The 15860-nt window shown below is 65.0% G+C and carries 15 protein-coding genes and 1 pseudogene; 15 read left to right on the top strand and 1 reads right to left on the bottom strand.

Annotation, left to right across the window (positions count from 1 at the left end; genetic code table 11):
- Positions 1–16 precede the first annotated feature (16 nt).
- The 12 genes and pseudogenes from A9Z00_RS06500 (at position 17) to A9Z00_RS06445 (ending at position 12513) form a co-directional block, all read left to right on the top strand.
- Positions 17–577 (top strand): phosphatidylglycerophosphatase A, encoded by a 561-nt coding sequence (locus tag A9Z00_RS06500; RefSeq protein ID WP_296975346.1) that lies wholly within the window; start codon positions 17–19, stop codon positions 575–577.
- Between the two features lie 471 nt (positions 578–1048).
- Positions 1049–1237 carry a glutamate decarboxylase gene (locus A9Z00_RS06495; RefSeq protein ID WP_296975345.1) on the top strand — a complete coding sequence of 63 codons (189 nt, stop codon included), beginning with the start codon at positions 1049–1051 and terminating at the stop codon, positions 1235–1237.
- Positions 1238–1350: 113 nt separating this feature from the next.
- Complete coding sequence (gene accD, locus A9Z00_RS06490; protein ID WP_296975344.1) at positions 1351–2211, top strand: acetyl-CoA carboxylase, carboxyltransferase subunit beta; 861 nt, start codon at positions 1351–1353, stop codon at positions 2209–2211.
- Positions 2211–3167 (top strand): annotated as a pseudogene (locus A9Z00_RS06485) (acetyl-CoA carboxylase carboxyltransferase subunit alpha); the annotation flags it as partial. The gene accD and the pseudogene A9Z00_RS06485, both read left to right, overlap by 1 nt.
- A gap of 526 nt (positions 3168–3693) precedes the next feature.
- Entirely contained in the window at positions 3694–5448 is a 1755-nt protein-coding gene (gene pyk, locus A9Z00_RS06480; protein WP_296975343.1) for a pyruvate kinase, read from the top strand.
- Between the two features lie 141 nt (positions 5449–5589).
- Positions 5590–6063: an acyl-CoA thioesterase gene (locus A9Z00_RS06475; protein WP_296975342.1), complete on the top strand. Its 474-nt coding sequence runs from the start codon at positions 5590–5592 to the stop codon at positions 6061–6063.
- 310 nt (positions 6064–6373) lie between these two features.
- Positions 6374–7486, top strand: coding sequence for a citrate synthase (citZ, locus tag A9Z00_RS06470; protein WP_296975341.1), 1113 nt, complete (start codon positions 6374–6376; stop codon positions 7484–7486).
- A gap of 89 nt (positions 7487–7575) precedes the next feature.
- Entirely contained in the window at positions 7576–8874 is a 1299-nt protein-coding gene (gene icd / locus A9Z00_RS06465) for an NADP-dependent isocitrate dehydrogenase (RefSeq protein WP_296975340.1), read from the top strand.
- Positions 8875–8904: 30 nt separating this feature from the next.
- Entirely contained in the window at positions 8905–9855 is a 951-nt protein-coding gene (gene mdh, locus A9Z00_RS06460; protein ID WP_296975339.1) for a malate dehydrogenase, read from the top strand.
- Between the two features lie 121 nt (positions 9856–9976).
- Positions 9977–10399, top strand: a complete 423-nt coding sequence (locus tag A9Z00_RS06455) for a hypothetical protein (protein WP_296975338.1) — start codon at positions 9977–9979, stop codon at positions 10397–10399.
- Positions 10400–10421: 22 nt separating this feature from the next.
- A complete protein-coding gene (locus A9Z00_RS06450; protein WP_296975337.1) occupies positions 10422–11378 on the top strand; it encodes a sugar kinase in 957 nt (318 codons plus the stop codon).
- A 148-nt stretch (positions 11379–11526) separates the two neighbouring features.
- Complete coding sequence (locus A9Z00_RS06445; protein ID WP_296975336.1) at positions 11527–12513, top strand: MBL fold metallo-hydrolase; 987 nt, start codon at positions 11527–11529, stop codon at positions 12511–12513.
- Between the two features lie 24 nt (positions 12514–12537).
- On the opposite strand, the gene A9Z00_RS06440 is transcribed toward A9Z00_RS06445, so the two are convergent.
- Positions 12538–13077, bottom strand: coding sequence for a phosphatidylglycerophosphatase A family protein (locus A9Z00_RS06440; protein WP_296975335.1), 540 nt, complete (start codon positions 13075–13077; stop codon positions 12538–12540).
- Positions 13078–13202: 125 nt separating this feature from the next.
- Between A9Z00_RS06440 and A9Z00_RS06435 the strand changes: the two genes are divergently transcribed.
- The 3 genes from A9Z00_RS06435 (at position 13203) to rdgB (ending at position 15806) form a co-directional block, all read left to right on the top strand.
- On the top strand, positions 13203–14297 hold the full coding sequence (locus A9Z00_RS06435; protein WP_296975334.1) for a GerMN domain-containing protein: 1095 nt from the start codon (positions 13203–13205) through the stop codon (positions 14295–14297).
- Positions 14298–14412: 115 nt separating this feature from the next.
- On the top strand, positions 14413–15159 hold the full coding sequence (rph, locus tag A9Z00_RS06430) for a ribonuclease PH (RefSeq protein ID WP_296975333.1): 747 nt from the start codon (positions 14413–14415) through the stop codon (positions 15157–15159).
- Positions 15156–15806, top strand: a complete 651-nt coding sequence (gene rdgB / locus A9Z00_RS06425) for an RdgB/HAM1 family non-canonical purine NTP pyrophosphatase (protein ID WP_296975332.1) — start codon at positions 15156–15158, stop codon at positions 15804–15806. Before rph ends, rdgB begins: the two co-directional genes overlap by 4 nt.
- Positions 15807–15860 lie beyond the last annotated feature (54 nt).

Raw genomic sequence — 15860 nt, 5'->3', positions numbered from 1 at the left:
GACGGGAGGGATGCGGATGACCGCGGCGATCGAGCAATGGCTGGAGCGCCGGGGGGTGACGGTGCGGGACGTGGCGGAGATCGTCCTGTCCCTGCAGCGCCCGTACAACGGACGGCTGACGATTTCCGATTGCGAGGAGAGCGTGCGCGCGGTGCTCGCGAAACGGGAAGTGCAGTACACGCTGCTGACCGGCATCGCGCTGGACGAACTGGCGGACCGCGGTCTCCTGCCGGAACCGCTGCAGCGCATCATGGAGGAAGACGAGTCGCTGTACGGCGTCGACGAGACGCTGGCGCTCGGGATCGTCTCCGTCTACGGCATGATCGGCCTGACCAGTTTCGGATATCTCGACAAAATGAAACCGGGCGTGATCGGCCGGCTGAACGGCGCGCGCGGAACGGGTCGGGGCGGATCGGAAGCGCGCGGTGAAGCCGGCGACGGTCGCGTCGATGAACCCCGCTACCGGATCCACGTCTTCCTCGACGATCTCGTATCCGCCCTCGCGGCCGCGGCGTCGGCACGCATCGCGCACCAGAACCCGGACGCGCGGGATTACGGCCTGCCTGGAGAAGGGTGAAGGAAGCGGTCGAACCAATGCGGGGCGAACGAACCGGTGCGAGATGAAGGAAGTGCCCAAACCGGGTGCGAGGTGCATGCGGCCAAACCGGCGAAGGGTGAAGGATCCGGCCGAGTCAATGCGGGGTGAAGGATCTTGTCATATCGGTGCGGAATGCAGGGTGTAGTCAAACCGGGTGCGGGGTAGGATCCGGCCGAACCAATGCGGGATGAAGGATGCGGACCAACCGGTGTGCGATAAGGGATAAACAGGCATGGGGTGAATGCGGCCGAGCCGGCGCGGGTCGGGTCATCGGCTTCCCGCACGGGCCCGGCGGCCTCAGGCCCGGAGCGCCGCGCGCATGCGTCGCGGACAAGCCCGGAGCCGCTTCGCGTCGCGGGTTCGTTTGTTGCGGCCCGTCGGGCGGATATGCTATCATTATGGCAACATGCGGCCTTATTTCTTGCGAATGGTTCGGGAGGTACCCTGTCGATGTGGACGGTCATCTATATCGCTCCGACTGCGAAACTTTCGGAGACGATACGTCAACGTCTGACCGAGGAGGGATTTCTCGTCCAGGTCCGGCCGGTCAATCTCTCGAGGCAGCAGTACGAGATTATGGTGCCATCCGCAGAAGTCGAAGAGGCGCAAGAAGTTCTGCATGAAATCCTGAATTCTTGATCAGCACCCTCCGGTTGTGACGGGTACGGCCATCCTTGACGGAGTACCAGACGCCACTTGCGGGCGCCCGGCCGGCCTCGTCACAATAATTTTGTGCCCTGAGAGGTGGCTCCATGTTCAAGGATCTCTTCCACAAGAAGCGATACGCGACGATACCTGCCGAACGGCCCGTAAAGCGGGAAATTCCCGAAGGCTTGATGAATAAATGCCCGAAATGCGGCAATATCCAGTACAGCAAGGAACTGGAGAAGAACCTGAAGGTTTGCCCGTCCTGCGGATACCATTTCCGGCTGACCGCGCGGGAACGGATCGCGATGACGATGGACGACGGTCGGCTTCTGGAAGAATTCGACGCCGGCATGCAGTCGGGCGACCCGCTCGGCTTTCCGGGATACGCCGCCAAGCTCGAGCAGCAGAAGGCGAAGACGGGCATGAACGAGGCGGTCGTCACCGGCAGGGGGACGATCGGCGGCCACCCGGTCGTCGTCGGCGTGATGGATTTTCATTTTTTTACCGGAAGCATGGGATCGGTCGTGGGGGAGAAAATCACCCGCGCCATCGAATATGCCCACCGCGAGCGGCTGCCGCTCATCATCTTCTCGACTTCGGGCGGCGCGCGCATGCAGGAAAGCATTTTCAGTCTGATGCAGATGGCGAAGACGAGCGCGGCGCTCGCGCGGTTTCAGGATGACGGCGGGCTCTACATCTCCGTCATGACGGACCCGACGACCGGCGGCGTGACGGCCAGCTTCGCGAGCCTCGGCGATTACAATCTCGCCGAGCCGGGAGCGCTCATCGGCTTCGCGGGACGGATCGTCATCGAGCAGACGATCCGCCAGAAGCTGCCGGACAATTTCCAGACCGCGGAATTCAACCTGCAGCACGGCCAGCTTGACAAGGTGGTGCATCGCAAGGACATGCGGACGGTGCTCGCCAAGCTGTTGGACATGCACCGCACGGGGAGGGCGGTATAATGGCCGGAGAGCTGGAGTTCGAGAAGCCGCTCGTCGAGCTCAGGAACAAAATCGACGAACTGCGCAAGTTCGCGGAGGAGCGCGGATTCGATTTCTCCGAGGAACTTGCGCGCCTTGAGGCGCAGTACCGGCAGCTCGAAAACGAGCTGTACAGCTCCCTCACCGCCGCGCAGAAAATGCGCATCGCGCGCCATCATCAGCGGCCGACGACGCTCGATTTCATCCAGGCGATCTTCACCGATTTTCTGGAGCTGCACGGCGACCGGCTGTTCGCGGACGACCTCGCGATCGTCGGCGGGCTCGCGAAGCTGAACGGCGTGCCGGTTACGGTCATCGGCCACCAGCGCGGCAAGGACACGAAGGACAACATCGCGCGATTCTTCGGCAGCCCGCATCCGGAGGGCTTCCGCAAGGCGCTGCGCCTGATGCGCCAGGCGGACAAGTTCGGACGGCCGATCATCACGTTCATCGACACGAAGGGCGCCTATCCGGGCGACACCGCCGAGGCGCGGGGGCAGGGTGAGGCGATCGCGCGCAACCTGCTCGTCATGTCGACGCTGCGCGTGCCGATCGTCTGTGTCGTGATCGGCGAGGGCGGCAGCGGCGGCGCGCTCGCGCTCGGCGTCGGCAACCGGGTGCTCATGCTCGAGAACGCGATCTACTCCGTCATCTCGCCGAACGGCGCCGCGTCGATCCTGTGGAAGGATGCGTCCCGTGCGGACGAGGCGGCCGAGGCGATGAAGATCACGGCGCAGGATCTGCTCGCGTTCGGCATCATCGAGGAGGTGATTCCGGAGCCGAAGGGCGGCGCGCACCGCGATCCGGAAGGGACGGCCGCGCTCGTGAAAGAGGCGATATGGCGCCATCTTCAGGAGTTGATGGCGATGACGCCGGAGGAGCTGGTCGAGGACCGGTTCCGGAAATACCGGAGTATCGGCGTTTATGCGTCGGACGAGCCGGGGGCGGCGGCCGGGACGGTGCCGGAAGCCGGACGGGCGCCGGCGGGCCGCGAGGCTGAATCCGGGAAGTCCGCGGGCGCAGCGCCGAAATCCGGGAATAACGCGGTTCACGCACCGGGTTCCGGGAATGCCGCAGGCCGCGCACCGGAATCCGGGGAAGCCGGGGGTTCCGCAGGCCGTGCGCCGGAATCGGGAAATCTCGCAGGCCGTGCGTCGGCATCCGGACATTCCCCGGGCGAAGCGGAGTCCGGGAATACCGCCGGCGGCGGGTCCGGCGCAGGTTCTTCGGCCGGAGGAACGGACGGCGGGACGACGGCGGGCGCGGACGCGGCGATCGAATCGAACGTCCGCTGAGGCCGGGGCCATGTACAGCCGGGCCGGGATCGTGTATTTTATTTAAGGATACGGATAGAGGATTGCGCCGCCCGCCGGACGGCCCGTCCCTCCCGCCGCGGGGGAGGCGCGGCCTTCCGGCGGACGGCCGGAACATTCGAAGGCTTGACAGTAACGGAGGATACCGCACATGCGCAAAACGAAGATCGTATGCACCATCGGTCCCGCGAGCGAATCGCTCGAGATGACGAGGCAGCTGATCGAGGCGGGCATGAACGTCGCGAGGCTGAATTTCTCGCACGGTGATTACGAGGAGCACGGCAACCGGATCCGGAACATCCGCCAGGCTTCCCGCGAGCTGGGCAAGACGGTTGCCATCCTGCTCGATACGAAGGGGCCGGAAATCCGCCTCGGCAAGCTGGCCGAAGAGCCGATCGAGCTGGTGGCGGGCGAATTCGTCACGCTGACGACGGAGGACATCCTCGGCGACCGGCACCGCATTCCGGTGACGTACCGCGGCCTGCCCCGGGATGTGAAGCCGGGTGACACCATCCTGCTCGATGACGGCCTGATCGGCCTGAAGGTTGTCGAAGTCCGGGACACCGAGATCCGCTGCGAAATTCAGAACAGCGGACCGATCAAGAGCAAGAAGGGCGTCAATGTTCCGGGCGTCGCGATCTCGCTGCCGGGCATCACGGAGAAGGACGCGAACGACATCCTGTTCGGGATCGAGCAGGGCATCGACTTCATTGCGGCTTCGTTCGTGCGGAGAGCCAGCGACGTGCTGGAGATTCGCGAGCTCCTGGAGCGGCACAACGCGTCGCACATCCAGATCATCGCGAAGATCGAGAACCGGCAGGGCGTCGACAATCTGGACGAGATTCTGGAAGTGGCGGACGGCCTCATGGTGGCGCGCGGCGACCTCGGCGTCGAGATCCCGGTCGAGGAAGTGCCGCTTGTGCAGAAGATGATGATCGAGAAATGCAACCGCGCCGGCAAGCCGGTCATCACGGCGACGCAGATGCTCGATTCCATGCAGCGCAACCCGCGGCCGACGCGCGCGGAGGCGAGCGACGTCGCGAACGCGATCTTTGACGGCACCGACGCGATCATGCTGTCGGGCGAGACGGCGGCCGGCAAATATCCGGTCGAATCCGTCCGGACGATGGCGCGCATCGCGGAGCGGGCGGAAGCGGCGCTCGAGTACCGCGAGATCTTCCTCCGCCGGGCGAGCGGACAGCAGACGACCGTGACGGAGGCGATCAGCCAGGCGGTCGCGAACTCCGCGCTCGACCTGGACGCGGACGCGATCATCACCTCGACGGAGAGCGGCTACACGGCGCGGATGGTGTCGAAGTACCGGCCGAAGGCGCCGATCATCGCCGTGACGCCGTCCGAGCACGTCATGCGCACCCTGCAGCTCGTATGGGGTGTCATTCCGGTGCTCGGCCGGCCGGCGAAGACGACGGACGAGATGTTCGAAATCGCCGTGAACGGCGCCGTCCGATCCGGGTTTGTCAAGCTCGGCGACACGGTCGTCATCACGGCCGGCGTTCCGGTCGGACGGTCCGGCTCGACGAACCTGATCAAGATCCATACGGTCGGCGATCTCGTCGCCAAGGGCCAGGGCATCGGCAGCCAATCCGCCACGGGCAAGGTCGTCATCGCGCACTCGGCGGAGGAAGCGATCGCGAAGGCGCAGAAAGGCATGATCCTCGTCACGCCGTCGACGAACCGCGATTACATGCAGGCCATCGAGAAGGCGGCGGCGCTGATCACGGAGCAGGGCGGCATCACGAGCCACGCGGCTGTCGTCGGCCTGAACCTCGGCATCCCGGTCGTGCTCGGCGTCGCCGATGCGACGAAGAAAATGACGGACGGCATGGAAGTGACGGTATACGCCGAGATCGGCGTCATTTATACGGGACAGGCGCGCGTACTGTAAGCGCGCCGTCCGCCGGCACCTTGCGACGGGAGCGGCGGACCGCCGGGCGGTCTGCCGCTCCCGCCTATCTGCCTGCGCCGGCGTAACGGTTCGCGGGTTCGAGTTCTTCGCGGGTCGAGTTCCTTCACGGGGAGGCGTGGCATGGCATCGCACTGGCATCTGTTCCCGCTCAGGGTGCGCTACCAGGAGACGGACCGGATGGACGTCGTGTTCTACGCGCATTACGCCACCTGGTTCGAGATCGGCCGAACCGAGTTCATCCGGCACGCGGGGTGGCCGTACCGGAAGGTGGAGGATGCGGGCCTGCTGCTGCCGGTGGTCGAGCTGAACGTTCGGTACGAGCGGCCGGCCCGCTATGACGACCGGATCGTCGTGTGCACGAGGCTGCGGGAGGCGACGCCGCTCAGACTGTCGTTCGATTCGCAGATCCGAATGATCGGGGAAGAGGAAGCGCCGCCGGCGACGGCGGACACGGAAGCGGACCTGCCCGGCACGCTGCTTGCGGCGGGCGGAACCGTCCACGTGTGGCTCAATCGCGACTGGAAGCCGGTTCGGATCGACCGGGCGGCGCCGGAGCTGTACGACATGCTGAGCCGTCTGACCGGATCCGCTTGACGAGCCGGATGATCCGGATACCGGCCGGCGCATCGCGGCCGTTCGTCCGCCCTCGGGACGGATGAAAACCGGACGGAATTCGCACAATATACCGACAACGGGACGACGCGGCGGCGAAAGGCAAAAAGTTCTTTTATAATGTCGATAAAGCATTTTTATTTCACGCAAACTTGACACGGATGTTCACATGCCCGTCAAAAAGCGGTATGATAGGATGGTACGTTACTCGGCTGAAGCGCTTCCGTATGCCCGCAGGCGGCCATATGGGGCGAATATTTCCCCGGAAATTGCGGAAAAAGGAGAGGGAGACATGACGGCAACGAAAGGTCTGGAAGGCATCGTTGCGACCACTTCGGAGATCAGCTCGATCATCGACGGCGTACTGACCTACCGCGGAATCAACATCGACGAGCTGGCGGAGAAGGCGACCTTCGAGGAGACCGTCTATCTGCTCTGGCACGGCAGGCTGCCGAACCGGGCCGAGCTCAAGGGCCTGATGGATGATCTCGCCGCCAACGCGGAACTGCCCGCGGAGCTGCTCGCGCAGATGCGTACCTATCCCCCGGGCGCCAACACGATGGCCGTGCTGCGCTCGGCCGTTTCCGCGCTCGCGCTGTACGACGAAGAGGCGAATGACATGTCGCGCGAAGCCAATCTGCGCAAGGCGGTGAGGCTCCAGGCGAAGCTGCCGACAATCGTCGCCGCGTTCGCGCGGATCCGCGAAGGCAAGGAGCCGATTCCGCCGAAGGCCGGCGTGTCCGTCGCGCACAACTTCCTCTACATGCTGAAGGGCGTCGATCCGGATGAAATTTCCGTCCGGGCGTTGGACAAGGCGCTCGTGCTGCACGCCGACCACGAGCTGAACGCGTCGACGTTCGCGGCGCGGGTTACGGTGGCGACGCTTTCGGACATCTATTCGGGCGTGACCAGCGCGATCGGGGCGCTCAAGGGTCCGCTCCACGGCGGGGCCAATGAAGCGGTCATGGTCATGCTGGAAGAAATCGGATCGATCGAGAACGTCGAGCGATACATTACGGACAAGCTGGCGCGGAAGGAAAAGATCATGGGCTTCGGCCACCGCGTCTACAAGAACGGCGACCCCAGAGCGAAGCATCTGCAGAAGATGTCCCGCGAGCTGGGGGAACGGGCGGGCAACCTGAAGCTGTACGAGATGTCCGTCAAAATCGAAGAGCTCGTGGGCAATCTGAAGGGGTTGAAACCGAACGTCGATTTCTATTCGGCGTCGGTCTACACGATGCTGGGCATTCCGCGCGATCTGTTCACGCCGCTGTTCGCGATCAGCCGCGTCTCGGGATGGACGGCCCACATCCTGGAACAATACAGCGACAACCGTCTGATCCGCCCGCGCGCGGAATACACCGGTCCGACGAACGTGCGCTACGTGCCGATCGACGAGCGTTGAAAAGGCGCCGGCCGCGCGCCCCGTCAAACATCGAACACACGCACGCGGCATGACTGTCAGCCTGAATCTGTAAAGGAGGAACCATCACCATGATCCAACTCGAGAAATTCGCGCCGCCGACCGAAGGCGAAAAAATCACGATGAAGGACGGCAAGCTGCAGGTGCCGAACAACCCGATCATTCCGTTCATCGAGGGCGACGGCACCGGCCGCGACATCTGGCGCGCTGCGAAGCGCGTGCTGGACGCCGCCGTCGAGAAGGCTTACAAGGGCGAGAGAAAAATCGCGTGGTACGAAGTGTTCGCCGGCGAAAAAGCGTACAATACATACGGTGAATGGCTGCCGAACGATACGCTGACCGCGATCCGCGAATTCATCGTGGCCATCAAGGGCCCGCTGACGACGCCGGTCGGCGGCGGCATCCGCTCCCTGAACGTCGCGCTGCGGCAGGAGTTGGACCTGTACGTCTGCCTCCGCCCGGTCCGCTACTTCCAGGGGGTTCCGTCGCCGGTGAAGCGGCCGGATCTCGTCAACATGGTCATCTTCCGCGAGAACACGGAGGACATCTACGCCGGCATCGAATGGCCGGCGGGCTCGCCCGAAGTGAAGAAAGTGATCGAATTCCTGCAGAAGGAGATGGGCGTGAAGAAGATCCGCTTCCCCGAGACAAGCGGCATCGGCATCAAACCCGTCTCGGAAGAGGGCACGAAGCGGCTTGTGCGCGCCGCGATCGAGTACGCGATCCGTCACAACCGCAAGTCGGTGACGCTCGTGCACAAGGGCAACATCATGAAGTTCACCGAGGGCGCGTTCAAGAACTGGGGTTACGAGGTCGCGGAGCAGGAATTCGCCGACAAGACGTTCACGTGGGCCCAGTATGACCGCATCAAGGCGGCCGAGGGCGAGGAGGCCGCGAACCGGGCGCAGGCCGAAGCGGTCGCGGCCGGCAAGATCATCATCAAGGATACGATCGCGGACATCATGCTGCAGCAGGTGCTGACCCGTCCGGCGGAATTCGACGTCATCGCGACGCTGAACCTGAACGGCGACTACCTGTCCGACGCGCTCGCCGCGCAGGTCGGCGGCATCGGCATCGCGCCGGGCGCGAACATCAACTACGTCACGGGCCACGCGGTCTTCGAGGCGACCCACGGCACGGCGCCGAAATACGCCGACAAGGACGTCGTCAACCCGGGTTCCGTCATCCTCTCCGGCGTCATGATGCTCGAGCACCTCGGCTGGCAGGAAGCGGCCAACCTGATCTACAAGGGGATGGAGACGGCCATCAACAACAAGACGGTCACGTACGACTTCGCCCGCCTCATGGAAGGCGCGAAGGAAGTCAAATGCTCGGAGTTCGCCGACGAGGTCATCAAACATATGGCCTGATGCCGTCAGAAACGGAGGTTGGCGCGGGACGTGTCCATCAGGAGGAAGAAGATCTCGGTCATCGGTGCGGGGTTCACCGGCGCGACGACGGCGCTCATGCTCGCGCAGCGGGAACTCGGCGACATCGTGCTGCTTGACGTGCCGCAGCTCGACGGTCCGACGAAGGGCAAGGCGCTGGACATGCTCGAGGCAACGCCGGTGCTCGGCGTCGACAGCCGGATCACCGGCACATCCGATTACCGGGATGCGGCCGGTTCCGATCTCGTGATCATCACGGCCGGCGTGGCGCGCAAGCCGGGAATGAGCCGGGACGATCTCGTGACGACGAACGCGGGCATCGTCCGGTCGGTCTGCGAGCAGGTGCGCGTCCATTGCCCGGAAGCGTACGTCATCGTGTTGAGCAACCCGGTGGACGCGATGACCTGGGTCGCCTGGCGGACGCTCGGTTTTCCGAAGAACCGCGTGATCGGCCAATCCGGCGTGCTGGACACGGCCCGCTTTCGGACGTTTATCGCGCAGGAGCTGAACGTGTCGGTCGAAGACGTGCACGGCTTCGTGCTCGGCGGCCACGGCGACGACATGGTGCCGCTCGTCCGGTACTCGAACGTAGGCGGCATTCCGGTCGAGAAGCTGCTGCCGAAGGAACGGATCGACGAGATCGTTCGGCGCACGCGTTTCGGCGGCGGCGAGATCGTGAATCTGCTCGGCACCGGCAGCGCCTATTATGCGCCGGCCGCGTCGCTCGTACAGATGGCGGAGGCGATCCTGAAGGACAAGAAGCGCATTCTGCCGGTCATCGCGCTGCTGGAAGGCGAGTACGGCTACGAGGACCTGTTCATGGGAGTGCCGGTCGTCCTGGGAGGCGGCGGGATCGAGCGCGTGATCGAGCTGGAGCTCACTCCCGGAGAGAAGGCGGCGCTCGATCGTTCCGCCGAATCCGTCCGCAGCGTCATCCGAATCGCGGCCGGCGGCCCCGCCTGAGCTCCGGGTGCGCATTCCGAGACCCTGACCGCGCGTTCAGGGTCTTGCGTTTTTTGGAGGCGGCTGGAGCCGGCGGGCAGGTTCGGCTATACTGGGAGTAGTCCATGTCAGGAGGTGCCGAATGGGACAGTTTTTCTTGTTCCTTCATGCGGTCGGAGCCGTCGGGATGGGCATTTATCTGGTGATGCCGTTTCTGGTCGGACGCATCATGCAGCTCAGCAGCGAGGGACAGGCGGGCTTCGCCGACGGGCTGATCGCCGCGAACCGGGTGGCGCAGTTCTGTCTGGCGCTGCAATTGCTCACCGGGCTGTTCCTGATGACGCTGGCCGACTATTCCGTGTTGTGGACCACGCTGACGCTGATCCTGATGGTGGGCATCGGCGCCCTCGGCGGCGTCCTGACGAAACCGCTGAAAGCGATTGTGGCGGCGGCGAAGGCCGGCGAGAACGCGTCGGATTCCATCGCGCGCGTCCGCCTGTTCAGCGTGCTGCTCCTCGTGCTTTATGTGGCCATCATCTTTGTCATGCAATATCCGCATCTCTAACTCGGAAGGGATTGCTTTCGACATGGCGGCACAATCACCGGACCTCATCACGTTCGGAGAATCGATGGCGCTGTGCATGGCGCCGGATTACAAGGGGCTCGACCAGGCCGCCTCGCTGGAGCTTACGTTCGGCGGCGCGGAGAGCAACCTCGCGATCGGAGCCGCGCGGCTCGGCGTGTCAAGCGGCTGGTTCGGCGCGCTCGGCGACGATCCGTTCGGGCTCCGGATTCTGAAGGCGATCCGGGGCGAGGGCGTCGACGTATCCCGGGCGAGGCTCGTTCCGGGGGAGCAGACCGGCGTCATGTTCCGGGACAACCCCGGCGGCAAGCTGTCGGTCTATTATTACCGGAGGCATTCCGCCGCGAGCCGGATGAAACCGTCCGATCTGGACGCGGACTACATCCGCGGCAGCAGGTTGCTGCATGTGACCGGCATTACGTGCGCGATCAGCGAGAGCGCGCGCGACACGGTCCGGGAAGCCGTCCGGATCGCGAAGGAGGCAGGCGTCAAGGTCTCCTTCGACCCGAATCTGCGCCTCAAGCTGTGGTCGATCGGGGAAGCGCGGGAAGTGCTGCTGCCGCTGGCGGAACAGGCGGACTATTTTCTTCCCGGATATGATGAATTGCAATTGCTCTATGACACGACGGATGAGGACGCGATCTTCGACCGCCTCGCAAAGCTGCCCGGCGTCTCGGTCGTGAAGGGAGTCGGGGAGACGACGGTCATCGTCGAAGGCGGAAAGCGGACCGTCGTGCCGTTCCACAAGGCGGAGAAGGTCGTCGATACGGTCGGCGCCGGCGACGGTTTCTGCGCCGGGCTGCTCGCCGGATTGCTGAAAGGATATCCGATCGAGGAAGCGGTGCGGATCGCCAGCATCTGCGGCTCCCTCGTCGTGCAGGGGCGCGGCGACTGGGAGGCGACGCCGGACTGGCGGACGGTCGAGCGGATCCTGACGGACCGGGCAAGGGTCGAGCGGTAGCGCGTGTCCGGCGGCGGGGAAGATCGCGGTACATGCGCCGGCCGCGACGGATCATTTCGGAATTTGACGACCGTTTCGGAAAAACGGATGTGTCCGTCCCCCGGGGCGGAGGCAGCCGTTTTTCTTGTGCGCGGGGGAGCTGTGCGGCATGATGCACACGGACGAAGGGCGGCCGGACGGCGGGTGGATCCGGGTTCGGGTGCCGCTTCCTTTTTCATTGAAATATGTGAACGCCTATCTGGTTCCGGAACGCGACGGGTGGACGCTCGTCGATCCGGGGCTCCGGACGCCGGAGGCGGAGCGGTTGTGGCGGGAGGTGCTGGAGCGAAGCGGGATCGGCTTTCGTGAAATCCGGGCGATCGTGCTCACGCACCCGCATCCCGACCATATCGGACTGGCGGGCTGGTTCCAGGAGCGGTCGCGCGCGCCGGTGTACATGTCCGGGCGGGCGCATGCGTACGCGATGCGGTTGTGGGGACCGGAGCGGACGTTCACGGACGAGCTTCCGGCGTTGTACCGGGAACACGGTCTGCCGCGGGAAATGGAAGAGGCGCTGCGGGATCATCTGGAAGGCTTCGTCGCGATGGTGTCGCCCCTGCCGGAGCCGGTGTTCATCCAGGGCGGCGACCGCCTGGAGGTCGGCGGCAAGGGATGGGAGATCCTCGACACGCCCGGTCACGCGGACGGCCATCTCTGTTTCTACCTGCGGGAAGAAAGGCGGTTGCTGTGCGGGGATCAGGTGCTGAACGGCATCACGCCGAACATCAGCCTCGTGCCCGGCGGTGAGCCCGGCGTGCTCGCGAGGTATCTGGACAGCCTCGCGTCGCTGGAGAAGCTCGAAGTCGAGCTGGCCCTGCCCGGCCATCGGGACCCGATCCGGGACATGCGGGGACGGATCGGCGAAATCCGGGAGCATCACGTCCGGCGGCTCGAGGCCATGGAGGCGATGCTTGAAACGCCGCTCACCGCCTTCGAAGTATGCATGCAACTGTTCGGCGGGCGCGTGAACGGCAGCATGCACCATCTCCGCTTTGCGATGTCCGAGACGCTGGCGCATCTCGAACATCTGGCGCGCGAGGGACGCGCCGCCTCCGCGCGGGGAGCGGACGACATCGTGCGCTGGAAGCGCGGCTGACAAAAGGGAACGGGCTGCCCCGGTTCAATCGGAGGGCAGCCCGTTGCCGTTTTCCTTCTCTTCCTGCTTGCGGTGCGCCATGCGGCTTGCCGCGGCGGAAGCGATCGCGCCGACGATGTCGTCGAGGAACGTGTGCGTCTCCCCGTCGGATTTGTCGTTCAGTTTCACCAGAATGCCGGGTTTCTGCTTGTCGATGTAGCCGAAATTCGTAAAGCCGATGCTGCCGTACACATTGACGATGGACAGCGCCAGCACCTCGTCGATGCCGTAGAGCGCCTCGTCGTGCTTCACCATGTCCTGCAGCGGCGGCATCAGCTTGCCTTCCTCGGCCAGGATGTCCAGTTGGATGCCCGTCAGCACGGCGTTCTGCACCTCGCGCTTACCCAGCACGGCCAGCACGTGCTGCTCGCATTCTTCCAGCGTCAGGTCCGGAAAATACGGCGCCTGCAAATAATGGACCAGCTCGGCGATATGCCTCGTCGTCACGCCCCGTTTCCCGAGCCACTCCAGCGTCGCGCGCTGCACCTCCCGGCTGTTCAGCACGTAGGGCTTCGTATCCGCCATGCGTCTACACTCCCATTCATGAAGGAATCAGTTCTATGACTGGACAAGATTCGTATACATAGTACTACAAAAATTCTGAATTTAACAAATCCATGAATTGTCATGCACGGGAGGCGCGAGACGAGATGGTGCGGTTCCAATTCTTGCGAAGGCGCGCGGCGGCCGGTCTTGCGGTCGTGCCGCTGCTCCTCGCCGGCTGCGGCCTGTTGGGCGGACAGGAGGGCAAGATGGCGATCGATCCGCCGCCGGATTTCCTGGCGGAGGAAGAGACGTGGACCGGCTCCGGGTCCGGATCGCAGGCCGGCGCGGGGTCGCCGGATTCGCAAACGCCGGACGGAACGGAAAGCGCCGTGACGCCGGTCACCGTCTATGTAAAGGACAGGGGCGGTTATCTGGTGCCGTTGACGGTGAACGCGGCGGCGGCAAGCGCCGAGGAAGCCGGCATCCGCGCGCTCGAGCGGATGATCGAGGGGAGCGAATCGTGGGCGCTGCCGGAAGGTTTCCGCGGGGTGCTGCCGGCCGGGACGCGCATCGAGGGGCTCGCGATTGACCGCGAGCGGCGGGTGGCGGTCGTCGATTTCGGCGGGACGTTCACCGACTACAATCCGCAGGACGAGCGGCGCATCGTGGAGGCGGTGACGTGGACGCTGACGGGCATTGCGGATGTCGACGGCGTCGAGCTGCGCCACGCCGGCGAGCCGCTCCGCGAAATGCCGGTTGACGGCTTCCCGCTGGACGCGCCGCTCACGCGGGCGGTGGGCATCAACCTGGAGCTTGCGCCGGGCGCCTCGTACGGGAATTCGATGCCGGTGACCGTCTATTTCTCGGCGCTCTCCGACGAGGGCGCGCCCTATTTCGTGCCGGTCACCCGTCTGGTGGAACGGCAGGAGGACCAGGCCGTCGCCGCGCTGCGCGAACTGATCGCGGGACCCGCGCGCGGAGCGGAACTTGCCGCCGTCATGACGGAGGATGTCGAAGCCGAAGCGGTGACGGTGGACGGTGACACGGCGTTCGTCGATCTCAAGGACGAGACCTACGCGGAGGGTCAGCCGCTGCCGTCGGAAATGCTCCAGGCGGTCGTGCTGTCCGTCAGCGAAAATACGGGCGCGGAAAAGGTGCAGATCCGGGTGAACGGATCGACGAACGTGATTGATACGGACAACCGTTCGTATGCCGAGCCGGTCAGCCGTCCCGAGCATGTGAACGCGCTGAAGACGTGACGGAATCGGCCGCAAGATGCGGTCGCGGTACGGGGCCGGAGATGCTTTTCCTCCGCGATTCTGGTACAATATACCCGTCATGCAAGCGGAAGAAAAGACATCGGGAGGCAACCGGATGCGCAACGACAACCGGGCGGACGACGAACTCCGCCCTCTTGTAATGCAATTGAGTCCGAACATGTACGCGGAAGGCTCCGTCTGGATCGAGATGGGCGGCACGAAGGTGATCGTCACCGCCACCGTCGAGGACAAGGTGCCGCCGTTCATGAAAGGCCAGGGGCGCGGCTGGGTGACGGCCGAATACGCGATGCTGCCCCGGGCGACGCAGATGCGCAACCAGCGCGAGGTCGCGAAGGGCAGGCCGTCCGGTCGGACGATGGAGATCCAGCGGCTGATCGGCCGGGCGCTCCGTTCGGTCGTCGATCTCGAAGCGCTCGGCGAGCGGACGATCATGCTCGATTGCGACGTGATCCAGGCAGACGGCGGCACGCGCACGACATCGATCACCGGCGCGTTCGTCGCGTTGGCGCTTGCGGTCGACCGGCTGCATGCCCAGCAGCCGTTTGAAAGGTATCCGATCACCGATTTCCTCGCCTCGGTCAGCGTCGGCATCGTGGACGGCCGGCCGCTGCTCGACCTGAACTATGCAGAGGATTCGAACGCGCAGGTCGACATGAACGTGGTCATGACCGGTTCCGGCCGGTTCGTCGAAATTCAGGGGACGGGCGAATCGACGCCGTTCAGCCGGGAGGAGCTGACCCGCCTGCTCGCGCTCGCCGAAGGCGGCATCCGGCAGCTGATCGAGCGGCAGCGGGAGGCGCTCGGCGAGATCGGCGCGCGGATCGGGGCGGGATCGGCATGATCCGCGAGCTGGGCGTTGTCGTCATCGCCACGCGCAACGAGGGCAAGGCGCGCGAGTTCGCGCACGCCCTTGCTCCGCTCGGGCTTGCCGTGCGGACGCTGGCGGACTTCGACCGGGCGCCCGTGATCACGGAGGACGGCTCGACGTTCGCGGAGAACGCGCGCAAGAAGGCGCGAGCCGCGGGCGAGGCGCTCGGCGTGCCGGCGCTCGCCGACGACTCCGGCCTCGAGACGGAGGCGCTGGGTGGCGCGCCGGGCGTAACCTCCGCACGCTACGCCGGCGAGGGCGCCGGCGACGCCGCGAACAACGCGAAGCTGCTGCGTGAGCTGACCGCGCTGAAGGCCGGCGTGCCGCAGCCGGACGGCCTGCCCGCGGGCGTGCGCGCGCTCAGCCGGGCGCGGTTCGTCTGCGCCCTGGCGCTCTACGATCCGGAGACCGGCGAATTCGCGGAGGCGGAGGGAACCGTCGACGGCTGGATCATCGACGCGCCGAGGGGAACGAACGGATTCGGCTACGATCCGCTGTTCTGGGTGCCGGCATTCGGCCGGACGATGGCCGAGCTCACGACGGAGGAGAAGCAGTCAATCAGCCATCGCGGACGGGCGCTCGCGAAGCTGGTCGATCATCTGTTGAAGCGGCAATCGTGATGCGAACGCGAGGGCCGGCGGTCCATTCCGCCGGCCCTCGGTCGTCTTGGAGCC

This window comes from Thermobacillus sp. ZCTH02-B1 (genome assembly GCF_002159085.1).
Lineage (GTDB): Bacteria > Bacillota > Bacilli > Paenibacillales > Paenibacillaceae > Thermobacillus.
This window is presented reverse-complemented; position numbering and strand designations above follow the sequence as displayed.